The organism is Thalassospira sp. CA1, assembly GCF_059052855.1.
The window spans coordinates 793,743-818,479 of sequence record NZ_JBZCIA010000001.1 but is presented as its reverse complement, the minus strand read 5'-3'; the positions used below and the strand labels follow the sequence as shown (position 1 = coordinate 818,479).

Genomic DNA, 24,737 nt, shown 5'->3' with positions numbered 1-24,737 from the left:
AAAACTGTTCTACAAATTTACCGCCTATTAGTCGCTCAAACTCGGTTCATTTTCTGCCAGTCATAGCTTTTCATATAGTCCAGAAATGCGCGCATGGCGGCACTTGGAAGTCGGCGATTAGGGTAATACAGGAACCAGTGCGGCAAAATTTGGCTCCATTCAGAGAGCACCTCAACCAGTTGACCTGTCTGGATATACGACTTGGCATAGTCATCGAAGACATGCGCCAGACCCCTACCAGCCAAAGCTGCCTGCAATTCGTTGTGGGCCGTACCGACCGTCAAGCGACCTTCGGGTGAAATTTCAATCTCTTCATCCCCGTCTGAGAATTTCCAGTTCACCAATGTGCCACCGGAAAATCTGCGTTTGATGCAGTCATGATTGACAAGATCACCTGGCACTTTCGGGTAACCGCGTTTCTTCAGGTATTCGGGCGAAGCGACGATCGCATAACGAAGTGCTGGCCCGAGCGGGAGGGCAATCATATCCTGAGCCAGATGCTTGCCAAACCTGACACCAGCGTCAAAACCCTGCTCCACGATATCAATGGCCGTTGCATCACTTATAAGTTCGATCTTCACCTGCGGATAAGCATCCATGAAATCGAATGCCAACGGGCACAGAAAATGATCAATGGCGGGCGCAGGCGCATTAATCCGCAACGTCCCAGAAGGGCTATCCCGGAACTCATCGACTTCAGCAATTGCAAGCCTGATATCGCTTAGCGCAGGAACCAACCGTTCAAGCAGACGCTGCCCCGCCTCCGTTGGGAAAACGCTCCTTGTTGTTCGATTAAGCAACCTGATCCCCAAAGCCTCTTCCAAGGCGTTCATCGTTTGGCTCAAGGCCGATGAGGATACGCCGCGTTCAAGTGCCGCGGCACGAAATCCGCCACATCGAACGATGGCGACAAACACATCAAAGCTGTCTAGACGGATTGAGCTCATTGCAAAGCATATCTAATCAATCTGTTAAATTTTACCCATATTATCAGATCAATTTTCCTCTGTCATGCTCGTCTGACGGATCACGTTGCGCTCCCGATGTGTCCTTTCGTTGGTTATTTCGCACCCAAACCACTGAATGAAGCAAATGAGCGCTCAACGAAGAAGGGAAGACAGAGTGAGTACCCTAACCCTAAACAGACGCGCCATTATGCTGTCCGCCGTTGCAGGCGCATCAAGCATGTTCATTCCAAGCCTGGGCTTCTTTGGCAGTGCAAATGCACAAACCGCACCTTCACCAAGTGGCAATACCGGTCACTACCACTTCCGTGTCGGAGAGATCACGGCAACGGTATTAAGCGATGGCATTATTGGTGGGCCGCCCCGCATTTATGCGAGTAACGCCCCTGAAGTGGAGTTAGAGGAAGTCCTGCGCCAAGCATTCCTCTCGACCGAGCATATGACGCTCAATATGAACACGTTGCTGATCGAAACCGGTGGAAGACGAATTCTGATCGAAGCAGGCGCTGGCAAAACAATGGGACCGAACGGTGGTCGCATCTTTAATAACCTTGCTGCAATCGGACTTGGCCCTGCTGACATTGACGCGGTTGTTATCTCGCACACCCATCCAGATCATGTCGGCAATCTTCGTACTGCGGATGGCGGCAAGGCGTTTCCCAATGCCAGGGTCTTTGTCCCGAAGGCGGACTGGGATTTCTTCGTCGTCAACGATCCGGACCTTTCCTATATGCCGGTCCCGCAGGATTTCCGCACGCGCTTCGCCGCAAACATCAAGAGCAGCCTTGAACCGGTCACACGCGATATCGAGCTTTACGAAGCCGGTGACGAGATCGTACCGGGCCTGACAACGATTGTCGCTGCTGGCCACACACCGGGCATGGCGACCTTCCTTGTTCACTCAGGCAAAGAACAGCTCTTGCTGACGGCAGACCTTGCTTATCACCCGGTCATCAATGTCGATAGACCCTGGATTCCCGGCCCGGACCGTGACAAGGAGACAGCACTCAACTCCCGCCGTCGTATTTTTGACAGGGCCGCCGCCGACCGCATTCCAGTGCTTGGCTTCCACTTCCCGTTTCCAGGACTTGGTCATATGCTCAAGACAGATGAAGCCTACGCATGGGTCCCTGCCAACTGGGCGTTTTGAAACTCTGGTATTATAAAGTGCCGCCCGTCAGAGCAAACTGGGATGGCCCGATGACTTACCAGCGCGTCACGAAATGGGCTGGCTGAAGCTTGCATTCACAAAGCGATGTCACATCGATCTTGGATCATGTCAGTCTTTGAAGAATATGCAGCCTATTTGATGCTCAGAAAAAACCAAAGGCCCGGAAGGATATCCCTCCGGGCCTTTGGTTTAATGGTGCGCCCGACAGGATTCGAACCTGTGGCCCCCAGATTAGGAATCTGGTGCTCTATCCTGCTGAGCTACGGGCGCACTGCCAAACGGCAGCATTCCATTAGCAGCAAATCTGATGGCGATCAATCCGCGAGGGCACGGATGTTGCAACCTTGGCGGCCAAAAAATTGACCAAAAAGCAAATCAGCCGAGGATGCGATCACCCTCGGCTGATTAAAACCTTTATCAATTATCGCCTTAGTCAAACAGGCGCTCAATCGGGAAGGAATAGGTCAGGGACAGGATTTCTGTACCCGGGTTCTCGTCACCGATGCTGGCGTTCGAGATGTGCGAGATACCAAGGCTCAGGCGCTCGTGGCTGTCAAAGCGGAAGCCAAGCTCAAGACCCGAACGGAATTCGATCCAGTGACCAAGATCTTCACCATTGCCCTGATGGTATGCACCAACCGAGGTATAGACGCTGGAAACGAAATGATCGCCCCACAGAACATCAACAGCCAGACCGCCATAACCGTGAACGGCACCTTCGGAGGTAACCATCACACCACCGATTGGGCGGGTGACATCAAACATCGCGTGCTGTGCACGATAGTTCAGACGAAATTCGGCAGCTTCTTCGTCCTGCGTGATGTCGACCATACCGGTCGAAAATTCAAGCAGTCCGGAATCGTTATCATTTCCAAGAATTTGCTGTGCTTGTGCGGTGTTCAAAAAGCCAAACAGTACGCAAACTGCAAGCAGTTTCCCCAAAACCAACTTCATTAACCAAGTCCCCACTAGATCAATCGGTTCGATATACTACCCAACCGTGTTTCAAACTCAACAACACATTGCTGCTTGTCGGTTAATTTTACACAAACTTCTTGCCATCAAACCGGTTGGTCGCCAGCACCAGTTCCCGGATAATCCCGGGTTCACTGGCCGCATGCCCGGCATCATCAACGATGACCAGCTCAGAACCATCCCACGCCTTATGAAGTGCCAAGGCCGAAACTGGCGGGCACACCACGTCATAGCGCCCCTGAACAATGGCGAGCGGTGCATGGGAAATGCGACCGACGTTCTTGATCAACTGGTCTTCTTCAAAGAAGCAGCGATGGACAAAGTAATGATGTTCAAGCTTGGCCAGCGCCAGCGCGATCTGGTCACTCTCAAAGACCTCGACCAGACCATCATCAGGCAGAAGCGTACAGCATGTTGCCTCATAGGCTGACCACACGCGCGCTGCATCAATGGCCGCGTCTTCACCATCCTTGCCAGAGAAGATATCGGCATAACGGTCAAGCAAGGGCTGATAACCGGGATTGTCTTTGAAACCAGCAGCATCAAGGAAGCGGCGCTCTGCCTCGGGGAAGAACCGCCCCATGCCTTCCATGAACCATTTGATTTCGGACGTCGTGCCAAGGAAGATACCGCGCAGGACAAAGCCTGTGACGCGTTCCGGGCACGCCTGACCGTAGGCCAACGCCAAAGTCGACCCCCACGAGCCCCCAAACACAAGCCAGCGATCAATGCCGCGTTCCTTGCGCAGGGCTTCGATATCGCCAATCAGATGATCGGTCGTGTTGTTTTCAAGGCTGCCGAACGGGCGAGATTTTCCGGCCCCGCGCTGATCAAACAAAATCACACGGTACTTTTCCGGGTCAAAGAAGCGGCGGCTGTTAGGCGAAATACCCGCACCCGGGCCGCCATGCAGGAAGATGACCGGCAGCCCGTCGGGGTTACCAACCTCTTCCCAGTAAATCTCGTGACCGTCTTCACGAGATAACCAACCCGACTGATGGGGCGAAATTTCGGGATAGAGCACGCGAAGGACCTTTTCATTATTAAACGGGACGCTGTCTTTTCGCCGGTGGTGGCGCGTACAAGAAGTCGCATAAACAACGGTATAAGAACAAGCTCTATTGCGCCCCCGGCGACCGCGCGAGACAGATCCAGAACGGGTTTTCAAGTGTGATGTAAGGGCCACCGCGATTTTCAATCACGCCACGTACCCGAACTTCCTGCCCGACCCAATCCTGCAGGATGTCTTGAAAGTCTCCGCCGTTGGCGAATGCATCGCGCACGGTGGCGTCCAATGCGATGGTGAAATCTTCGCGCCAGTTCGATCCGAAGTTAAGATAACTGCGCCATTCCTGATGTTCGATGCTCCTGATCGTTCCATCAATCACGGCAAATCTGCCGATTGCATCACGGGCGGTCGGGATATTCTCTGCCCCCGCATCATGGGCCCACACATAATAGGCTGTCTCTGGCTCGTGACCGGACCATATGCCAGACTGATTTTTGATCGCCGCGGCCTCGATCCCGATCAGCGCTGACACATCCTGATCGCTCTCAGGAACAAGCATCGCGAGACCGGCAGTCAAAAGTTCTGCATGCCAATCGCCGACACCTTCACCTTGAATGCGAACCGGTATTCTTCCAAGAAAGTCTGGCTGTTCGGCCAGCGGCGTGATCGAAACCTTGTTCGCACTCGCCTGTTCTAGCCATGCCCTTGCTGCGTCTTCATGTCCCGGCACAAACGCAATATCTGCCAGCCGAAATGATTTACCCGGCAGCTCGGCAGCAGTGAATGCATCAACCGCTTCAATATTGAGCTGCACGTCATGCCAAACCGATCCCCGATCCGTTGAAAGCGGCGCCTGTGGATCACCCGCGATGATGTCAGTCCCGCAGCGCCAATCGGCGGCCATCACGGGTAGATTGGCCCCGCAAAAGGCGACAACAAGCAGCGTTAATGTGCATTTACGCCACACCAATGTCGATCCAGCCCAAAAATTTCCCCATTTTTGATGCTTTATCGGTGACTGCGAAAAGATTGAATGATCAAGGAACACGCGCTACCAATTCCCGGTTGGTTTCGCAAATATATTGCGCCACAGCTTACGCGGCCAAAGGACACGAGGAAAGATATCAATGGGCTGGCTGAACTTTCGTTCACATAAACATATTGCAGGTGTGCTTGCAGCGATTGCGCTGAGTACTGCCGTTGCCGGATGTTCGACCAACCGGGCGACCGGCGAAGACAGCTTTACGGCCTTCATGTCGCCCGAGCAGGAAAAACAGATCGGCTCGCAGGAACATCCGAAGATGGTCAAGGAATTCGGTGGTCAATACACCGAAAAGGACCTGCAGACCTACGTGACAGAAGTCGGTGAAAAGCTGGTCGCGGTTTCGGAAACCCCGAACGAGAAATTCACCTTCACGGTCCTGGATTCCCCGGTTGTCAACGCCTTTGCCCTGCCCGGCGGATACGTTTATATCACGCGTGGTCTGGCGGCCCTTGCCACCAACGAGGCAGAACTGGCAGGCGTCCTTGCCCATGAGATCGGCCACGTCGTTGCCCGCCACTCAGCACAACGTTATAGCCGTGGTGTACTTACGCAAATTCTGGCGGGTGGTCTGGCGGTTGCCGTCGGAAATGGTGCTGGCGAGCTGATTGGCACCGGGGCAAACGCATACCTCAAGTCCTTCTCGCGCGAACATGAATTCGAAGCCGACATGCTTGGCATTCGCTATATCACGCGTGCGGGTTATGACCCGGATGCCATGGCGACCTTCCTTGAAAAGCTTCGGGCCCATTCACGACTTCAGGCCAAACTTGCCGGCAGGTCGCCTGATGATGTCGATCAGTATGATTTCATGGCAACCCACCCGCGCACCCTTGATCGTATTGAACAGGCCCATCAAAGCGCCAATGTCACGGCAGTTGCCAATCCGGAAAGTGGTGCTGTGCGCTATATGACGGCAATTGACGGTATTCTGTATGGCGACGGCCCGGATCAGGGTTACGTCCGGGGACAGGAATTTGTCCATGTGCCATTGAATTTCCGGTTTGAAGTCCCCGAAGGCTTCACAATGACCAACCAGCCAAATGCCGTTATCGCCCGCGATGGCAAAGGGGCCCAGATCATCTTTGAGGGTGCCCCGGGCGCGAAGGACATGCGCCTTGATAGCTATCTTCAAAACGGGTTCTCGAAAGAGATCGCCATCCGCAATATCGAGATGCTCGACATCGAAGGTCAGGAAGCTGCCACCGGTAGTGCTGATATTTCATTGCGTTCGGGGCCTGCACGCCTGCGCGTGGTTGTGATCCGTCATGGCAACTCGGCCTATCAGTTCCTGTTTGTCACGCCACTTGATCAGGCTGATAACTATAACCTGCCGCTGCGCCGCACGACCTATAGCTTCCGCCCGCTCACCGATCGGGAAAAGAAGATCTATACCCCGCTTCGCATCAAGGTACGTGCGGTAAACCCGGAATATGACCTGCAAACCTTTATCGACGACATGGAAGTCGACAAGGCACCGGCTGATGTCTTTGCCACCATCAACGGCCTTCGCGATGGGCAGCCACCGGCTGTCGGGTCTCTGGTCAAGGTGGTTCGGCACTAGAACGCCAAGCGATCCAACCCCAAAAACGACAAAAGGCAGCATATTGATGCTGCCTTTTTCTTTTTCGATTGCTCACTTCCCCGAGGGGATAACAGAAAGTCTAGCTGCTTGTGATCTGCTCGATCACGGCACCCTGGCCATCAAGGGCAACCGCAATCAAATGACCACCGCGGCCTGCACCACCATCCAGCGACAGGGTAAATTCACGTTCCTGCAAGCCTGTCTGGCCTTGGGATGCACCACGCACAATACGGGCACAGTCGTAATACCGTTCGGTTATGGCTTCAAACATTGATCCGCCCCACCAGAACGTATCCGTCTGGCCCGTCAGTGGCCGCGAACCATCCAGCCCGGTATGAACAAAGATCAGACGCCCATCTGTCGAATAGGCCGCGTGCTTAAGATCAGACATCAATGCGTTATGGCCACTATGGCGGCGCACGGCGTCCGCAAAGCCCGAGGTCCACTGCGAGATCGCATGTGCGCCCTGATGCATGGTTCTTTGGACATGGACCGGGTCAAAGCCATAGGCACGCACCGGTCCGGCGATGCCGCGGGTCAGCATCCAGTCAAAAACTTCGCCCGGGTTGGGGGCGAACTGGATCTGCTGCAACTTGGACAGCATTTCTTCGGCTGCACCGCGCAGGAAGGCGATATCACTGATATCAACACCATCCTTGGCAATGAAGAAACGGCGAAACATCAACAGCTCGTTAATGGTTGCAACGACATTTTCGGCCGTGCCATCGCCCCAGTAATTGCCAAGATAGACAAGCCTGTCGCCCGGTTTCATATGTTGCGCAAGTTTCTGGTGAACGGCACATAATGCGCCGTGATCACCATTGATTGCGCCGACGACCCAGATTCGCTCAGCCGGCTTGATCGGCGCCAGAACTGTACTCATCGCTGTAACCTGCCCAAAACAAAAATAAAACCGGCCCAAGCGTACATCGCGGGCCGGTTTTTATAAATAGTTGCCTGAAGGGGCCTTCGCAATCAGGCAGCCTTCTGCAAAAGCTTTTCGAGTTTGCCAGACGCCTTGTCCTTGTCGATTTTTTCAATCGCGGCAAGTTCATCAACGAGGCGCTCGAAAGCAGCTTCGTAGATCTGGCGTTCGGAGAAGGACTGCTCCGGCTGGGTCGCGCTGCGGTGAAGGTCGCGCACGACTTCGGCGATCGAAACCGGATCACCCGAATTGATCTTTGCTTCATATTCCTGGGCGCGGCGGGACCACATGGTGCGTTTCACACGCGCACGACCCTTAAGGGTAATCAGCGCAGAATCCATCTGTTTTTTCGAGGACAGCTTGCGCAGACCAGAGTTGCCAACTTTGTTCACCGGCACGCGCAGGGTCATGCGGCTAGATTCAAAGGTAATTACATAAAGGCGCAATTCCTGCCCCGCAATTTCCTGGGTTTCCAGGCCATCGACACAGCCAACACCATGTGCGGGGTAAACAACGTAATCGCCAACAGCAAACGGCAACTTATCCGACATCAAGCATCCTTCCGGCCCAATCAGGCCTGGTCATTCAACTGCAACACTACAGAACCAGCGACGCAAAGAGCTGCACGCGACCAAGCTTTTTGGCAAAGTCGCGGTTCAGACAGGAAATTCAAATACGGAAATCCGACATTTCGGAACGAGCCTGTCGAGCCCTTAGCGCGAATTGTGAACCATAACACAACAAGCCAACAGTTTACAGGAATTTTCCCGGCAACCCGTTCAATGCAGCCATGCGCAAAACCCACTGGCGCAAACCAGTGGGTCAAAAATCGCATGTAATATCGGGGGTTAGCCCAAAAATCAGTCGCCCGTTCCCGGGGCTTCGGACAGCAATTCGGTCTTGCCGGATTTGCCGTTCCATTCATCCGCATCAGCAGGCGCATCGCCCTTGCGGGTAATATTTGGCCAAACCTCTGCAAACTTACGGTTGATTTCCAGCCAGTTATCCAGATTCGGTTCGGTATCGGGAATAATCGCTTCAGCGGGGCATTCCGGTTCGCAAACACCACAATCGATGCATTCATCAGGGTGAATCACCAGAAAGTTTTCACCTTCATAGAAGCAATCGACGGGGCAAACCTCGACGCAGTCCTGATACTTACACTTGATGCAGTTTTCCGTCACCACATAGGTCATGGTGTAACTCCGTACAGGTTGCGGGGCCAGATTGCGGCTGCACCCGCTTTCGGCCATGTTCTCTCTCGGGAATTGGGTTATCACGCACAGCTGTTGTGTGCAACTCCAATAAAACCCTAATTTTTTACGTAGTATTTTCTTCACGACGCACTGACAGGCTGCGTGGCGACTGCTTCGAGTTCGCCCTCAACGCTGCAGTGCAGCGCAGAACATACAGATTTCTCGCGGCTTTTCCAGTTCCTAAATCCCGCGGAGAATTGCTTTTACCCCCGCAAAGCCATAGTCTGCTTCGCAAGGGGTATAACAGAAGAAACTGTGGGGATCGGATTGCCGGAAAAAGGCCTTGATCAACAACGGCTTAGATGGCGCGATCGCTTGTCTGTCAAACAGGCAAGGATTGCGGTCGGCCTTACTTTGCTGATCGGCCTGTTATTCAGTGGCATTCAGATTGTCTGGGATCTGCGCGAAGAACAGAACCTGATTGACCGCACCGTAAACCAGGTTCTTGCAACGCTGCGCGAGTCTGCGACCCAGGCTGCATATGGTCTGGATGAGACACTTGCAGCCCGTGTCATTTCTGGCCTCTTTGAATATGAGCCAGTCTACGAGGCCGAGCTTCGCGATAACTTCAAAAATGTTCTGGCACGCAAGACCGAACAGCCAATCAATTCCAACCGCACATTCCTGACCCAGATCATGTTTGGGGAAAACCAGGAATACAAAATCCCGCTGAATACAGACGGACCAAACGGTCTGGTCGGCCATCTTAGTGTCAAGATCGACACCGACATGATCGCAGAGGGGTTCATCAACCGTGCATCGCGCATTCTGTTATCGGGGATTGTGCGCAACCTGCTGCTCGGTTTGGTTCTGGTTGCTTTTTTCTATATCACACTGACCAAACCGCTTCTGGGCATTGCCGCACAATTACGCCAAATCGATCCGGAAAAGCCCGACTCTGCTGCCATCAACATTCCGCCGCACCATGCCCGCAATGAACTTGGCATGATCCTGCAGACAACACGTGGTCTGGTCGAACGGGTTTCATCAACACTCGACAGATTGCTTGAAAGCCAGCAAAAGGTCCGCGACCGTGAAAGCCGTCTGAGCGCCATCGTTCAAAATGTCGCGGACGGCATTCTGACCATCACACCGACCGGCCGCATTGTCGAATGCAATGCAGCAACCAAAGAGATCCTCGGCCTGATGCGTGATGAGACACCGAAGGGCCGTACATTACATGAATTCCTGCTGCCGCGCGCTGTGCCGCTTCTCGAACACAGTCTCGAAGAACTCGCCGCACACGCCCCCGGTGCCGAAGCCGTCGAGAAACGCTTTACCCTGCCGATTGTGCGCGCCGATCAGAAGGAAATCGATGTTTCCATTGCATTGCGCCTGATCCCCGATAGCGCAACACCATTGATGACGGCTGTTCTGAACGACATCACCGTGCGAAAACGGTACGAAGAACAACTGGTCTATATGGCCAATCATGACACGCTGACCAACCTGCCCAACCGCAGCATGCTTGAACGCAGCCTGTCAGAAGCCTTGAACACCCATAAAAACAATGCGTCCGAGCGCAGTGGCGCCACCGCAATCCTTTTCATCGACCTTGATCGTTTCAAGGTGATCAATGACAGCCTTGGTCATGATGTCGGTGACCTGATGCTCAAGGCCGTCGCACTCAGATTGCAACGCGTGATCGGGCGACAGGAAATTGTCGGCCGATTGGGCGGCGATGAATTCCTGATCATTATTCCTGACCTTAAGGAAACGCAGGATGCCGTCATTCTGTCGCAGGCTGTGCTTGATGCCTTGGCACCGGCCTTTGACATCAATGGACGTGTTCTTTTTGTCACACCGTCCATCGGGATTGCCCTTTATCCATCTGATGGCGAGGATTTTCCCGCCCTGATGCGTAATGCTGACACCGCAATGTATAGTGCAAAATCCAGTGGCGGCGGCACCTATCACTTCTTTACCAAGACCATGAACGAAAGTGCCATGGCGCGCCTTGTGATCGAAAATGATCTGCGCGAAGCTTTGGTAAAGGATGAGTTTGAACTGCATTATCAGCCGAAGGTCGATCTGCGGACAAACCAGGTCTGCGGCCTTGAAGCCCTGATTCGCTGGAAACAGCCGGGCCGAGGCTATATTTCGCCAATGCAGTTTATTCCGGTCGCCGAGGAAACCGGCCTGATCAGCAGGATTGGCGAATGGGTTTTCCGCGAAGTCTGCCGCCAGATTTCCGAGTGGGAGGCACAGTCACTTCCGCCGATGCCGATTGCGGTCAATCTGTCCCCAAGACAGTTGATCGAGGGTCACATCACAGAGACGATTTCACGCATCCTTGCCGAGACGGCAACACCAGCCGCCCGTATTGTGCTTGAAGTCACCGAAACGGCGATGATGCAGGAAATCAAGAAGGCAGCCACCATCCTTGATGAGCTGCGCCATCTTGGTTTAAAGATCGCTGTTGATGATTTTGGTACCGGATATTCGTCACTCGCCTATCTCAAACGGTTGCCGATCAATTCCATCAAGATCGACCGTTCGTTCGTTCGGGATGTCACGATCGACACAGACGACGCCGCGATCACGCGCACCATTATTGCGATGGGGCATAACCTTGGCCTCAAGGTTGTCGCCGAAGGGGTCGAGACCCAGGAACAGATGAATTTCTTGCGGGAATGCAATTGTGATGAAGTCCAGGGCTTCCTGATCGCAACCCCGCTGCCGCCCGAAGAAATTGTCCAATACATTCGACGACCATCGATCGACATGTCGAGTGAAATCTAGCCCGCCAGACACGCCCAATTGATAGATGCTTCGCCACCACTGCCCCGCAAAATCGAGATGAAAATGCCAAACACTAAATCCGTATTGCTCGTTGATGACAGCAAGTTTGCCCGCCTTCTGGTCAAGGCATTCATTTCCAGCAACTTTGCCAATTGGGAAATCGACGAGGCCGAGGATGGCGCCAAGGCGCTTGAGATGGTTGATGCCAAAACCTATGACTACATGCTGGTTGACTTCAACATGCCGGGAATGGATGGGCTTGAACTGGGAGAAAAGCTGCGCAGCCAGTTCCCCGGGGCTGTAATTGCGCTTCTGACTGCCAATATTCAACAGGAGATCCAGAACAAGGCCGAGAACCTTGGACTTGATTTCATCGCAAAGCCCCCGACTGAGGACAAAATTCGCGACTACATCATGTCGCGGGAAGCAACCCGATGATCGAACTGACCGAACTTGAACATGATACAATCAGTGAACTGATCAATATTGGTGTCGGGCGTGCTGCATCGTCCCTTTCTGAAATGGTTAATCAGCCCGTTGAACTGACCGTGCCTGCCATCTCGTTTGTCGAACGGTTTTCCGATAGCGAACTTGCCAACGCCCCGACCGAAGTTGTTTCTGCCGTCAGTCAAAGTTTTCATGGACCGTTTACCGGTGAAGCCATGCTGGTATTCCCGGAAGTTCGCAGTCTGGAACTTGTTCGTAGCTTGCTTAAAGTTGACGTGCCGCTTGATACGCTGACCGATCTTGAACAGGAAGCCCTGATGGAGGTCGGCAACATTATTCTGAATGCCTGCCTTGGCAGTATTTCGAACGTTCTAGGTGAACCGATCAATTGCTCCATGCCGACGTTTCGCAAACGCGAAACGCGTGCATTGCTTGACGATGACACCGCAGGGGGCAGCGCCGCCACGAATCCCGTTTTGATGATTTTGCATGTACAATTCATGCTGCGTCAGAACGATATCGATGGCTATGTGCTGTTTGTGATGGACTTGGAGTCCATCCAGATGTTGCGTGAACTGGTGCGGCGTTTTCTGGCCAACTCCCTTGGATAACCGGTGAGAGGTGAATGACAAAGTCGCAATCCGCTAAGGGGGATCATCCCCCGTCATTTGACCTGAACCGTGACAGCGATGCTGCTGATCTTTTTGCAGCACTGCTTGATACGGCAGATACAGGGCTGATTGCGCTTGCCCCGGACGGGACGATTTGCCACTGGAACCAATGGATGCAAAGCCGGTCGGGCAAGGATGCCGATCAGGTCATGGGCAAGGCGTTGCACGATGTGTTCCCCGACACAAAACTCGGTCGTGTCAGCCTTGCGATTGAAGATTGCCTGAAATTCGGCATGCCAGCTGTCATTTCACCCTCGCTCAATCAGGGAGCCTTGCCGCTTCGTCCCCTACCGCAATTTGCCGCCAGTTTTGATCGTATGGAACAATCCATTCGTGTTCACCCGATCCAGACCAAGCGTAATGGCACGCTTTGTTCATTGATCATTCGCGACGTCACACTGGCTGTTCAGCGCGACCGTCTTTTGCGCCAGCAGGCCGCCGAACTGGCCGACCTTGTCACGCAAACCAAACGCAGCGAAGACCGCACACGCGCGATTTTGCAAAACACCATCGATGCGATTCTTGTCGCCTCTGATGACGGCAGCATCGAACCGCTTAATTCCCGCGCGCAGGAGCTTTGCGGTCCGACGGGTGATCCGGAACTGCGCAACATCATCCGGTTTTTGCTGCCCGATAGCGAACATACCCCGCTGACACCGCCGCCGCCGAACCGGCTTTTGACCGACCTTGGCACCGGCGTGATCGAAGTACTGGCATCCACACTCAGTGGTCGCAATGTGCCGCTTGAAGTCGCGATCAGCCATTTTTCCGCCGATCAGCGTTATCACTACATCATTACGCTGCGTGATATTTCCCAGCGCAAACGCCACGAAAAAGAAATCCAGCGCACGATGCAGGAACTTGAACGTTCTAACGCGGAACTCGAACAGTTCGCCTATGCCGCCTCGCATGACTTGCAGGAACCGTTGCGCATGGTTTCAAGCTACACGCAGTTGCTTGCCCGGCGTTATGAGGGGCAACTCGACGAAACTGCTGACGAATTCATTCATTACGCGGTTGATGGCACGCAACGCATGCAGCGGATGATTGATGACCTCCTGACCCTGTCGCGGGTTGGACGCCACGGCAAACCGTTCAATCCCGTCCCGCTCGACAATCTGTTTGATGCCATTGTCACCAATTTCAGGCGTGCCGGTTCCACCCCCGAAGGCAACATCATCCGCGAAGGCCATCTGCCGACCGTTATGGGGGACGCAAGCCAGTTGCTGCTGTTGTTCCAGAACCTGGTGTCAAACGGGCTTAAATACAGCGATCCGAAAAATGGTCAGGTCCGGATTTTTGCCTCTGAGACACCCGATAGCTATCGGATCTTTGTTGCCGATAACGGGATTGGCATCGACCCGCAATATCACGAAACCATCTTTGAAATCTTCAAGCGCCTGCATGGCTATGGGGATTATGCCGGGACGGGAATTGGTCTTGCGATCTGTAAAAAGATCGTCGACCGACATGGTGGCGGTATCGATGTCACCAGCAAACCTGGCCAGGGCAGCACATTTTGTGTCGAGCTGCCAAAAGAATTGTCGATTGTCGCCGCATCCGAAAGCATGTAGCTTTCAGTTTACGTAAGCGTAAAGATGATTGAGCCCCCATGAGCGACAGCTACACCATCACCGATCTTGCCCGCGAATTCGAAGTCACCACCCGAACCATCCGCTTTTACGAGGATCAGGAACTGATTTCGCCCGAACGGCAAGGTCAGACCCGGATCTATAGCCAACGTGACCGTGTGCGCCTGCGCCTGATCATGCGTGGCAAGCGGCTTGGATTTTCACTAAAGGAAATTCGCGATTTGCTGGATCTTTATGACGGCGATCGCAGCGAAATCACCCAGCTGACCACACTGGTCGACAAGGTCAATGAACGCCGCGCAACACTTCGCAAGCAGCGCGAAGACATTGACGCCACGCTTGATGAACTCGACAAGCTTGAAGAAACTTGTCAGGAAGAATTGTCGCGCAAGAAGGCAGGCTAAGAGCCCTGCCCTTTGCCAGCGTTATTGACTGCTACCTGTTGGGTTCTGCACCTTGGCCAACCGGGCTTCCGAAGGGCGGGACAGGATAAAACAGCTAACAGGAATGGCGACCAGAAGCTGAATAAACGCCACCCAGCGGTTCTCAATCAGCACCAATGACGCCGTAATCACCACCAGAAACGCCACCATGGCAAGGGTTTTGGCACGGCGATTGATCACGCCATACTCGTTCCATTGACGGATCGACAAACCAAAACGCGGATGATTGCATATCCAGTCATGCAGGCGTGGTGATCCCTTGGCAAACAGCCAAGCGGCCAACAGCATGAAGGGCGTCGTTGGCAAAAGCGGCAGGAAAATACCGATCACACCAAGACCAACAGAAAGCCACCCAAGGGCCAGATAGATATGCGAGACGCGCAGCATTGATTTCCTGTTTACAGTCGATCCGACCCCTGACAGGTTAGAGCAGAGCTCAATGTAGGCATAGAAATCAGCAAATTCAATCAATCGCCGACCATAACACTCAGTTAATTGATCACCTTGAAACAGTTCGACAATCTGCACGGTTTCCCATGCTTGAAATTGAAAATGGCCTCTATCTGGATGAACGCCATCTGAGTTTTCAGTTTGTCCGTGCCTCCGGCCCGGGCGGGCAGAACGTCAACAAGGTATCCAGTGCTGTTCAGATGCGTGTGCGCATTGATGACCTGACGGAATTGCCAATGCATGTGCGCAATCGCCTGCGTGAACTTGCCGGCAGCAAATTGACCAATGACGGCGAAATCATTTTTGACGCTCAGCGCCACCGTACCCAGGAACGCAACAAGCAGGATGCGATTGACCGTTTTCTGGCACTTTTACGCAAGGCTGCCGAACGCAAAAAATACCGGGTCAAAACCCGCCCCAGTCTTTCTGCCAAACGTAAACGCGTCGATTCCAAAAAGAAGCGCGGTGATACCAAGAAAATGCGGCAAAAACCGTCCTATTGATCGCGCGATACCCATACAAAGGCCTGCCATGACCATCGACTGGAACAGGATTTCAACGGCGCCACTTCCGGCCAATTGCGGGTGGAAGGGAAACTATCGCGTTCGTTATTCCGAGATCGGTGACAATGGCAAGGTCATGATGTCTGCACTGGCCGACTATATGCAGGATGCCGCCGGTTGGGGCGCGCGTATCCTGAAACTGGCCTATGACGATACGGTTGATCAGGGCATTGCATGGGTTCTGGCGCGCATGGTCATTCATATGCGCAACTATCCGGGAAATGGCGAGGATATCCTGATTGAAACATGGCCGTCGGGGGTATCACGCCGGGTCGCCACCCGTGACTTTCGCCTGACCAATAGCAAAGGAGAAATCGTCGGTGTCGCGCAAAGTTTCTGGGTGATGTTTGACCTTGGCACTCGTCGTGCGGCCCAATGGCCCGATTGGGTGGCCGAACGACTGCCCGATCCGCCCGGCCCCAAACTGATCGAGCCACCTTTGCGACCAGCCTTTACCACCGATCCTTTGCCGACCATGGATAATATCAAGGCACGGCCGTCCGATCTTGATCTCTATGGGCACGTCAACAATGTGCGCCTGATGCAATGGGTCATGGGGGTTGCGGGTCCGGACGGTCGACCGGATTTTCACCCGGAAGGTCTGGATATTCAGTTTCGCAGCGAATGCCGTGTGCAGGAACGTGTCACCATTCGTCATGCAGATGGCTTTGCCGCCATCACCCGTGAAGAAGATGGCACCGATCTGGTACGTGCCCATATCGTGCCGTTTAACCAGACCGCCGTGGCCTAGCCCCGAATGCCGTGAAAGCGGCGCTAGCAGCCATCCATCATCGCATCAAACAAATCGGCAATCGGCTTGAAGCTTTTGCGGTGATGGGCGGTCGGGCCCACCTCGCCCAGTCCCGCCATATGTTTTTTGACCCCGTACCCGGCATTGCCTTCCCAGCCAAAGAACGGGTATCGCGTGGCAAGGCGGGCCATGGCGCGGTCACGCACCACCTTGGCAACGATTGATGCCGCGGCAATTGAAAGCGACTTGCTATCGCCTTTCACCACCGTTTCCACCGCACAAGGCAAGCCGGGGTCGCGATTGCCATCAACCAGTGCCTGATCAGGCAAAGCTCCAAGCCGACTGACCGCACGTCGCATCGCAACATAGGTCGCCTGCAGGATATTGATCTGGTCAATCTCGCGCACGGATGCCGCGCCAATGGCGACTTCGGCACAGTTCATGATGACGCCATAAAGGTGGTCACGTTTCTTGACCGAGAGTTTCTTGGAATCATTAAGCTCGGACAGCAGCTCCACCGGAAGACGTTCATCGCGTGGCAGGATAACCGCCGCCGCCACGACCGGGCCCGCCAACGGCCCGCGACCGACCTCGTCGATCCCGGCTATTCGTCCGTGATACTGATCTTCGATGGAAAAATCCGGCATGGTGATCTCTGTCCCGTCCCTCTCTGTTATTCGTCTTAGCAACTGGGATGCACGCAGGCAACACACCCTAAAAACAAAACGGCACCGGTTTCCCGGTGCCGCTTGAATTCATCAAAGGTCCTGACCCTTTCAGGTTTCCTTTTCCTGATATTCTTCGCTTGGGTCATAGCCTTCCGGGCCGATCGGATCAAAGGTTGCCCAACCTTCATTCTGTTTGCTGGGCGGCAGTTCCTTGTTCGGATCAACATTCAGCAACATGTACGCCTTGGCGATCAGGTTTGCGGTGATCGGCGCTGTCAGGAAGATGAACAGCGTGATCAGCAATTCGTGAATGGTGAATTTACCGCGCTCAATCCAGAAGAACAGCATGGACGCGATCAAGACACCACCAAGCCCGACAGTACTGGCCTTGGTCGGTGCATGCAGGCGCGGCAGAAGATCGCGCAACTTGATCATCCCGAACGACCCAACCAGCAAGAACAGCCCGCCGATCACGATCAGAAGCGAAATGATGAGTTCAACAACAAACGGCATCGTTACGCTCCCTTATTCGATGATGTCGCCGCGCAAGACGAACTTGCAATAGGCCACGGTTGAAACAAACCCGAACATCGCAAACAGCAATGCCCCTTCAAAATACATCGCGGTCGCCTTGCCAATCCCGTACAGAACCAGAAGGGCAATGGCATTGATCGCCATGGTATCAACGGCCAAAACCCGGTCTGCCGTGGTCGGCCCGACGGTCAAACGATACAGGTTCATCAGAAGAGCCAGCGCAACGCAGATAAAGCCGAAATTCAGTGCATAATCGATCATTCGAAAATCTCCTTCAGACGGCGTTCGTAGCGGTTCTTGATATCGTCCACCACGCTCTGCGGATCGGGTGCGTGCAGGCAATGCACAAGCAAGCTTTTGGCATCGGCACTCAGATCAATCGTCACGGTTCCCGGCGTCATGGTGATCGTACCGGCAAGCGTTGTGATCGCCTCTGGCGAAGTCAGATCAAGCGGCACAACAACCGACTTTGATTCCAGGCTTTCGGTTTTGCGAAACAGGATCAAACCAGCCACGATCACATTCGCGACCAGAATGTCCCACAGCACAATCAGCCCGTACTCGCAAATGCCATAGACGTTGCGCAAGCGCGGTCGATCCTGCCAGAAACTGGCCGTGATCAGCGGAATGATGATCGCAAGAATAAGCCCAAAGATCACCGCACCGGCCGAGACCTCATTGACCAGGAAAACCCAGACAACAAGGAGTACAAGTGTCAAAAGCGGATGGGGCAGATAACGTTTTATCATCTTTCTATCCTCTCCCCTTATTGACCGACCAGTGACAGGGCGTTTGCGCCCAGCACCGCTTCGATGTAATGCGACGTATCAAACAACTGTGCCGCAACGCCGTTCAGATACTCGGTGATCGGTCCGGCAAAGATGGTCAGCGCAATCAGGCCACTGACCATACCGCAACTGGCAATGATCGGAAGAACCGGCCATTTCGCACCTTCGACCGTGATTTCGCCGTCGACGGAGGCACTTTTCCAGAACAGTACACTGCCCGCCCGGCCAAATCCGACGATACACATCAGTGACGTCAGCAGAATGATCGACCAGATCCAGACCATCGCATCGCTGTCGCGTGCCGCATCAAGGATCTGAAGTTTACCGATAAAGCCACTAAGTGGCGGCATCCCGGCCATACCGATCGCACCGACAAAGAACAGAACCGCCAGGAAGCCGGTCTGATGAAAACGCGGCGCGGTATGCAAGCTATCGCCGAACTGCCCGCGGCGTGACACCACAAGATCGGCAATCAGGAACAGGGCCGCCGCCGAGAAGGTCGAATGCAGCATATAATAAAGACCGGCCGAAATGGCTTCGGGCGTAAATAGCCCGATGGCAATCAACAAGGTCCCCATCGATCCGATCACCGAAAAGGCGATCAGACTGTTAAGGCGTTTCGCCGCCAGAACCCCGGTCATACCAAGCACCAGGGTCACCAGCGCCGCTGGCAGGACATAAGGCGCTGCCAGCCATGCCATGTCGCCTGCCGTATCGCCAAAGGCCAGCGAATAGACACGCAGAACGCAATAGGCCCCGACCTTGGTCATGATGGCAAACAGGGCTGCCACCGGTGCCGGTGCATTGGCATAGGTGCCCGGCAACCAGAAATGAACCGGAACAAGTGCGGCCTTCACACAGAACACCAGAAGCAGGATCAACGCACCCGCGCGCAGCAGAGCTGCATCACCCGACGCGACATTGGTCACCTGAATGGCAAGGTCGGCCATGTTCAGCGTCCCGGTGACGGAATAGATCATGCCGACACCAATCAGGAACAAGGAAGACCCTGTCAGGTTGATGACGACATATTGCATCCCGGCCTTAAGACGTTCTGCCCCCGCGCCATGCAGCATCAAGCCGTAGGACGCAATCAGCAGAACTTCGAAGAACACGAACAGGTTAAAGATGTCACCGGTCAGGAACGCACCATTGACCCCCATCAGCTGGAACTGGAACAGGGCATGGAAATGCTTGCCGCGCTGGTCCCATTCGCTTGATGCAAAAAGAACAACGCCAAGACCCAGAAGCGATGTCAGGAACACCATCATCGCCGAAAGACGATCAAGAACCAGAACAATGCCAAACGGTGCCGGCCAATCCGACAGCGCATACATTTCCGGGCCATTGCCACTGGCATAAACCAGAAGCGAAAGTGTGACGGCCACAAGGGCGACCGTTGCCGTGATGGAAAACACGCGCTGCAAAATGATGTCGTGACGCACCGCCAGAACAATCAGGGCGGCCATCACGGCGGGCAGCACTATGGGAACAACAATCCAGTCACCCATCAGTTTTTATCTCCTGCTTCGGATGGCGCGCCAACCGGACGACCGTCAACATGGTCATTACCGATTTCAAGGAAAGTCCGGATCGACAAAACAACGATCAATGCCGTCATACCGAACGAAATCACAATTGCCGTCAGGACAAGCGCCTGTGGCAGCGGGTCGGTATATTCGGTGACACCCTCACGCAGGATCGGCGGCATGTTGATGGTCAGACGTCCCATGGCGAACAGGAAGACGTTCACCGCATAGGACAGCAGGGCCAAGCCAACAACCACCGGGAAGGTTCGCCCGCGCAGCAACAAATAAGTCCCGCACGTGGTCAGAAGCCCAATACTGCTTGCGACAAGAAATTCCATATCAGGCCTCCTTGCCCGGCGTTGCCGCCGGTGCTGCCGACAACGACGGATCGTGGTCCATCGGCTCGGTATTTATTTCGACATGTTCGGCCATACGTTCGACCTGCGAAAGTTTGGCAAGGGCCAGCATCACTGCCCCGACCACGGTCAGGAACACGCCAAGGTCAAAGCCCATGGCCGATGCCAGTTCGAACTCGCCAACGATCGGCAGGTGAACATGAACGAACCCGCTGGTCAGGAACGGCAGCCCGGCAACCCAGGCCGATACCCCGGTAATCGCCGCGGCAATCACGCCAAGACCGATCATGCCATGGTAATTGACCTTCATGCGGTTCTGGGTCCAACCAAAGCCCGACGCCATATACTGCATAACCAGCGCAACCGACACGACCAGACCCGCGATAAAGCCACCGCCCGGTTCATTGTGACCGCGCAGGAAGATGTAAACACCCACCATCAGAGACAGTGGCAACATCACACGCGTTGCCACCACCATCATCATCGGGTGACGATCAGCCGAGCGACGGTTGCTGACAACCCAGTTGGCCAGACGTTTGGCCGCCTCGCCCTGGGTCACGGTTTCAATCAGTGCAAAGATCGAAAGTGCGGCAATCCCGAGAACGATGATCTCGCCAAAGGTATCAAAGCCACGGAAGTCAACGAGGATGACGTTCACGACGTTGGTGCCACCACCTTCGGTTTTCGAGTTCGCCAGATGATAGGACGAGATTGTGTTTGGCAGATCGCGGGTCATGATCGCCCAGATCGCACCCCCAACCCCAAGACCAGCCGCAATCGAAACAATACCGTCACGCATTTTGCGGCCCGGCAGGCTTTCCTTCGGGGTTTCCTTGGGCAGGATGTTAAGGGCAAGCAACATCAGAATGACTGTCACCACCTCGACCGAAATCTGCGTCAGCGCAAGATCCGGTGCCGAAAGATAGATAAAGCCAAGCGACACAATCAGACCAACCACACCGACCAGAAGCAAGGTCAGCAAGCGGTTGTGATGCATAAAGACCGACGCAATACAGGTCACAACCAGCAACAACCAGCCAATCGCGGCAGGCGGCGAGACTTCAAGAAGCTCGCGCGTGCCTGACTGGAAGTCCGGCTGCGCATAGAATCCCGAAAGCCCGATCCCGATGGAACCGATGATCGTGATTGCAAGATAACGCTGCAACGATCCGTTATGAAGATTGTTCGAAACCAGTCGGCTGAGCGCGACGGCCTTGGCCATACCGCAATCAAACATTGCCTTGGCATCGGGCCGCGACAAATTGGCGGTTGCCGACATAAGGCCACCATGGCGCATCAACAACAGCGATCCACCGATAATCGCAATCACACTCATGCCAAGGGCCGGTGTCAGCCCATGCCAAAGCGACAGGTGATATTCCGGCAATTCACCACCGATAACGGCCCCGGCTGTCGCAGCGACCAGTGGCCCTGCGATGGCAGACGGGAACAGACCGATCAGAACCACCAGAACCGTCAGCAATGCGGGCGGTGCCCACATGCCAAAGGGCGGGTCATGCGGATGGTGTGGCAGGTTTTCATCACGCGGTTTGCCCAGCCAGACGTGGAAAATAAACCGGAAGGAATACGCCACCGAGAACAGGGCACCAACGGTCGCCAGAAGCGGAACCACCCAGTTCTGATCCAGCCACATGGTGTGCCATGCTTCTTCCAGCATCATTTCCTTGGAAATGAAACCATTAAGCGGAATGATACCGGCCATCGAGGCGGCGGTGATAATCCCGATGGTGCCTGCAATCGGCATCAGGTTGAGCAACCCGCCAAAACGACGGATATCACGGGTCCCGGTTTCATGATCGATGATACCGGCCGTCATAAACAGGGCCGCCTTAAAGGTCGCGTGGTTGATGATGTGGAAGACCCCGGCAACGGCCGCCATCGGCGTCCCGAAACCAAGCAACATGGTCACAAGACCAAGGTGGCTGACGGTCGAGTATGCCAGAAGACCCTTAAGGTCGTGCTTGAAGATCGCAATCCAAGCCCCCAGCACCATGGTCACCAGACCAGCGGTCGCGACGATATAGAACCATTCCGGCGTGCCCGACAGAACCGGCCACATGCGTGCCATCAGGAAGATGCCCGCCTTCACCATTGTGGCCGAGTGCAGATAGGCCGAAACCGGCGTCGGTGCGGCCATCGCGTGCGGCAGCCAGAAGTGGAACGGAAACTGTGCCGATTTGGTAAAGCAGCCCAGCAAAATCAGGATCAAGGCCGGCAGATACATCGGCGATGCCTGGATCAGGTCGGCGTTCTGCAAGATCACCGTCAGATCATAGGACCCGACAATATCGCCAAGGATCAGCATCCCGGCAATCATTGCCAAACCACCAGCACCGGTCACGGCAAGCGCCATGCGTGCGCCCTGACGGCCTTCAGGCAAATGTTTCCAGTACCCGATCAGCAGGAACGATGACAGCGATGTCAGTTCCCAGAAAATCAACAGCAGCAGGATATTATCGGAAAGAACGATGCCAACCATGGCCCCCTGGAACAAAAGCAGGAACACATAGAACCTGCCCATCGGGTCGTCCTTGGAAAGATAGAACCGCGCATAGATGATAATCAGAAGACCGATACCCAGGATCAGGGTCGCAAACAGCAACCCGAGCCCGTCGAGGAAGATGGTCACATTCAGACCCAATTCCGGCAGCCAACTATAACTGACCTGAAATACCTCGCCGTCAATGACCGCCGGGGCCTTTGCCATCAGCAAGATCAGGGCAAGCAGCGTGACAGAACCGGTCGCTGTTGCACAAGCATTGCGCCCGGCCCTGATCATTATGGCGGGTAAGACCGCCCCAATGAAGGGAAGCAAAACAATGAGGGTGAGACTCATGAAAGACCCTTATTTTTGGATATTCGCCGCATCGCCCCGAACGCGAGACAGCAAGAAAATTCCGCCAGAAGTTAATATTAGTACTGATAATGGTCAAGAAAACCCAAACAGCGCAGCTTTTTAACACCCTGCTGTCAAGTGAAGCCGATCACCAAAGATCGCAATTATAGCGGGCAAACCTTACTTTTTACCGCCTGAGAGCTGTATCGCCTCGGGCATCATGCGCAGCCTGACCATGGCAATGGTTCCCAAAACAGGCCCGACAGCCAACATGGCAAATGCCCCCCACCAACCTGTCTGATCGGCGACAACCGGCACAAGATGGATGGAAACAAGCGCAATCAGAAACCCGATGGCATTTTGCAGGGTTAATGCCGTGCCGACCTGATGCGGGTCGGCCAGTTCAATTACGCAGGACGAGAATTGTGCGGAATCCGCAATCACAGAGATCCCCCAAACGATGCAGACCACAATAAGAAGTATAATCGGGGCATCGGATAACCCACCGGCAACCAGCGCACAGGCACCACTAACGATCATGGCGGCAATCGTCACGGTCGTTCTGCCAATCCGGTCAGCATAATACCCCCCGGCCAAGGACCCGAACGCGCCGATGCCAACAATGGCAAACGTCGAAAGTGCAGACCAGACACCGGGATTGTCCATCACACGATCCGAAAACGCGCCATACAGGAACAATCCGATCCAGCCCCACATGGCATACAGTTCCCACATATGCCCAAAATAGCCATAGCAGGCATGGCGCAGCGGCTTGTTTGACCAAATCTTGCCAACCATTTTTGGATCAAAGCGGGGCGATCGTCCCGGTGTCCCGCCCAGATGCACAAACAGGATGGCAATCGCCGCGATATAGGCGGTTACACTGGCGGTCATGATCACGTATCGCCAGTCCAGTGGCACCGCCACCGCAAACAGGTGCGGCATGGCAGACCCCATGGTCAGCGCCCCGACCAAAAGCCCGACCAAGAAACCGGTATCCCCGCGTGACCAGGTTGCCACCATCTTCATGCCAATCGGATAAATCCCGGCCATGCAAACGCCCGTGATCAACCGCAACAGGATCACAACAATGCCGTCAACCGGAACAACGAGGATAAGGATATTGGCGGTCGCGGCAATCATCGCCGATGCCGCCCAGAAACGGCGGGGTTCGATGCGATCCGCCAGACCCAGGATCGCACTGGTAACAGTTCCCAGAACGAAACCCAGCAAAACCGCACTGGTAAATAGCGATGATTGCAGCGCCCCAATGCCAAACTCGCTGCGCAATTGCGGCAGCACCGCCGTGGCAGAGAACCACAGCGCAAGCGCCATCAACTGGCAGACCGTAATCATGGAAACGGCAAAAACCTTGCCCGTACGCACCGTGCTTCCCCCGCGGCATTTTTAGTATTTCG

25 protein-coding genes and 1 tRNA gene are annotated in these 24,737 nt (G+C 54.5%); 9 read left to right on the top strand and 17 right to left on the bottom strand.

Features of this window, described 5'->3' with window-relative positions:
* Positions 1-35: 35 nt before the first annotated feature.
* Complete coding sequence (locus AC5Q5A_RS03715) at positions 36-947, bottom strand: LysR family transcriptional regulator (RefSeq protein ID WP_493894373.1); 912 nt, start codon at positions 945-947, stop codon at positions 36-38.
* 175 nt (positions 948-1,122) lie between these two features.
* Between AC5Q5A_RS03715 and AC5Q5A_RS03710 the strand changes: the two genes are divergently transcribed.
* Positions 1,123-2,115, top strand: a complete 993-nt coding sequence (locus AC5Q5A_RS03710) for an MBL fold metallo-hydrolase (protein WP_493894372.1) — start codon at positions 1,123-1,125, stop codon at positions 2,113-2,115.
* Between the two features lie 214 nt (positions 2,116-2,329).
* Here AC5Q5A_RS03710 and AC5Q5A_RS03705 read toward each other — a convergent pair.
* The 4 genes from AC5Q5A_RS03705 to AC5Q5A_RS03690 all read right to left on the bottom strand — a co-directional run bounded on the left by AC5Q5A_RS03705 (position 2,330) and on the right by AC5Q5A_RS03690 (position 5,087).
* Positions 2,330-2,406: transfer RNA gene (locus AC5Q5A_RS03705), tRNA-Arg, on the bottom strand.
* Between the two features lie 159 nt (positions 2,407-2,565).
* Entirely contained in the window at positions 2,566-3,090 is a 525-nt protein-coding gene (locus tag AC5Q5A_RS03700) for an acyloxyacyl hydrolase (RefSeq protein WP_064779796.1), read from the bottom strand.
* Between the two features lie 88 nt (positions 3,091-3,178).
* Entirely contained in the window at positions 3,179-4,135 is a 957-nt protein-coding gene (gene pip, locus AC5Q5A_RS03695; RefSeq protein ID WP_493894371.1) for a prolyl aminopeptidase, read from the bottom strand.
* 94 nt (positions 4,136-4,229) lie between these two features.
* On the bottom strand, positions 4,230-5,087 hold the full coding sequence (locus AC5Q5A_RS03690; protein WP_493894370.1) for a hypothetical protein: 858 nt from the start codon (positions 5,085-5,087) through the stop codon (positions 4,230-4,232).
* Positions 5,088-5,247: 160 nt separating this feature from the next.
* On the opposite strand from AC5Q5A_RS03690, the gene AC5Q5A_RS03685 reads away from it, so the two are divergent.
* Positions 5,248-6,726 (top strand): M48 family metalloprotease, encoded by a 1,479-nt coding sequence (locus AC5Q5A_RS03685; protein WP_493894369.1) that lies wholly within the window; start codon positions 5,248-5,250, stop codon positions 6,724-6,726.
* A 100-nt stretch (positions 6,727-6,826) separates the two neighbouring features.
* On the opposite strand, the gene AC5Q5A_RS03680 is transcribed toward AC5Q5A_RS03685, so the two are convergent.
* The 3 genes from AC5Q5A_RS03680 to fdxA form a co-directional block, all read right to left on the bottom strand.
* Positions 6,827-7,630: a hypothetical protein gene (locus AC5Q5A_RS03680; RefSeq protein ID WP_493894368.1), complete on the bottom strand. Its 804-nt coding sequence runs from the start codon at positions 7,628-7,630 to the stop codon at positions 6,827-6,829.
* Between the two features lie 92 nt (positions 7,631-7,722).
* Positions 7,723-8,223 (bottom strand): CarD family transcriptional regulator, encoded by a 501-nt coding sequence (locus AC5Q5A_RS03675; protein WP_008889261.1) that lies wholly within the window; start codon positions 8,221-8,223, stop codon positions 7,723-7,725.
* Positions 8,224-8,532: 309 nt separating this feature from the next.
* Positions 8,533-8,868: a ferredoxin FdxA gene (gene fdxA / locus AC5Q5A_RS03670; protein ID WP_007090191.1), complete on the bottom strand. Its 336-nt coding sequence runs from the start codon at positions 8,866-8,868 to the stop codon at positions 8,533-8,535.
* Positions 8,869-9,243: 375 nt separating this feature from the next.
* Between fdxA and AC5Q5A_RS03665 the strand changes: the two genes are divergently transcribed.
* From AC5Q5A_RS03665 to AC5Q5A_RS03645, 5 genes are all read left to right on the top strand, one after another.
* The gene (locus tag AC5Q5A_RS03665; protein ID WP_493894367.1) at positions 9,244-11,670 is read left to right on the top strand and encodes a putative bifunctional diguanylate cyclase/phosphodiesterase; all 2,427 of its coding nucleotides are present in this window, start codon (positions 9,244-9,246) and stop codon (positions 11,668-11,670) included.
* 63 nt (positions 11,671-11,733) lie between these two features.
* The gene (locus AC5Q5A_RS03660) at positions 11,734-12,108 is read left to right on the top strand and encodes a response regulator transcription factor (RefSeq protein ID WP_493894366.1); all 375 of its coding nucleotides are present in this window, start codon (positions 11,734-11,736) and stop codon (positions 12,106-12,108) included.
* Positions 12,105-12,728: a chemotaxis protein CheC gene (locus AC5Q5A_RS03655; RefSeq protein ID WP_493894365.1), complete on the top strand. Its 624-nt coding sequence runs from the start codon at positions 12,105-12,107 to the stop codon at positions 12,726-12,728. Before AC5Q5A_RS03660 ends, AC5Q5A_RS03655 begins: the two co-directional genes overlap by 4 nt.
* A gap of 14 nt (positions 12,729-12,742) precedes the next feature.
* Positions 12,743-14,362, top strand: a complete 1,620-nt coding sequence (locus tag AC5Q5A_RS03650) for a sensor histidine kinase (RefSeq protein WP_493894364.1) — start codon at positions 12,743-12,745, stop codon at positions 14,360-14,362.
* 38 nt (positions 14,363-14,400) lie between these two features.
* Entirely contained in the window at positions 14,401-14,784 is a 384-nt protein-coding gene (locus tag AC5Q5A_RS03645; RefSeq protein ID WP_064779803.1) for a MerR family transcriptional regulator, read from the top strand.
* A 21-nt stretch (positions 14,785-14,805) separates the two neighbouring features.
* Here AC5Q5A_RS03645 and AC5Q5A_RS03640 read toward each other — a convergent pair whose 3' ends face one another.
* Entirely contained in the window at positions 14,806-15,210 is a 405-nt protein-coding gene (locus AC5Q5A_RS03640; RefSeq protein WP_063088603.1) for a YbaN family protein, read from the bottom strand.
* Positions 15,211-15,359: 149 nt separating this feature from the next.
* On the opposite strand from AC5Q5A_RS03640, the gene arfB reads away from it, so the two are divergent.
* Both arfB and AC5Q5A_RS03630 read left to right on the top strand, forming a co-directional pair.
* Entirely contained in the window at positions 15,360-15,776 is a 417-nt protein-coding gene (gene arfB, locus AC5Q5A_RS03635; RefSeq protein WP_063088602.1) for an alternative ribosome rescue aminoacyl-tRNA hydrolase ArfB, read from the top strand.
* Between the two features lie 28 nt (positions 15,777-15,804).
* Complete coding sequence (locus AC5Q5A_RS03630) at positions 15,805-16,587, top strand: acyl-[acyl-carrier-protein] thioesterase (RefSeq protein WP_493894363.1); 783 nt, start codon at positions 15,805-15,807, stop codon at positions 16,585-16,587.
* 23 nt (positions 16,588-16,610) lie between these two features.
* Here AC5Q5A_RS03630 and rnhB read toward each other — a convergent pair whose 3' ends face one another.
* From rnhB to AC5Q5A_RS03590, 8 genes are all read right to left on the bottom strand, one after another.
* Positions 16,611-17,234: a ribonuclease HII gene (gene rnhB / locus AC5Q5A_RS03625; protein WP_493894362.1), complete on the bottom strand. Its 624-nt coding sequence runs from the start codon at positions 17,232-17,234 to the stop codon at positions 16,611-16,613.
* A gap of 129 nt (positions 17,235-17,363) precedes the next feature.
* A complete protein-coding gene (locus AC5Q5A_RS03620) occupies positions 17,364-17,768 on the bottom strand; it encodes a Na+/H+ antiporter subunit G (protein ID WP_064779806.1) in 405 nt (134 codons plus the stop codon).
* 12 nt (positions 17,769-17,780) lie between these two features.
* Positions 17,781-18,050 carry a K+/H+ antiporter subunit F gene (locus AC5Q5A_RS03615; protein ID WP_063088598.1) on the bottom strand — a complete coding sequence of 90 codons (270 nt, stop codon included), beginning with the start codon at positions 18,048-18,050 and terminating at the stop codon, positions 17,781-17,783.
* The gene (locus tag AC5Q5A_RS03610; protein ID WP_064779807.1) at positions 18,047-18,538 is read right to left on the bottom strand and encodes a Na+/H+ antiporter subunit E; all 492 of its coding nucleotides are present in this window, start codon (positions 18,536-18,538) and stop codon (positions 18,047-18,049) included. Before AC5Q5A_RS03610 ends, AC5Q5A_RS03615 begins: the two co-directional genes overlap by 4 nt.
* A gap of 17 nt (positions 18,539-18,555) precedes the next feature.
* Complete coding sequence (locus AC5Q5A_RS03605; protein ID WP_493894361.1) at positions 18,556-20,088, bottom strand: monovalent cation/H+ antiporter subunit D; 1,533 nt, start codon at positions 20,086-20,088, stop codon at positions 18,556-18,558.
* A complete protein-coding gene (locus tag AC5Q5A_RS03600; RefSeq protein ID WP_064779809.1) occupies positions 20,088-20,444 on the bottom strand; it encodes a Na+/H+ antiporter subunit C in 357 nt (118 codons plus the stop codon). Before AC5Q5A_RS03600 ends, AC5Q5A_RS03605 begins: the two co-directional genes overlap by 1 nt.
* A gap of 1 nt (position 20,445) precedes the next feature.
* A complete protein-coding gene (locus AC5Q5A_RS03595; RefSeq protein ID WP_493894360.1) occupies positions 20,446-23,319 on the bottom strand; it encodes a monovalent cation/H+ antiporter subunit A in 2,874 nt (957 codons plus the stop codon).
* Between the two features lie 180 nt (positions 23,320-23,499).
* Complete coding sequence (locus AC5Q5A_RS03590) at positions 23,500-24,705, bottom strand: MFS transporter (RefSeq protein WP_493894359.1); 1,206 nt, start codon at positions 24,703-24,705, stop codon at positions 23,500-23,502.
* Positions 24,706-24,737 lie beyond the last annotated feature (32 nt).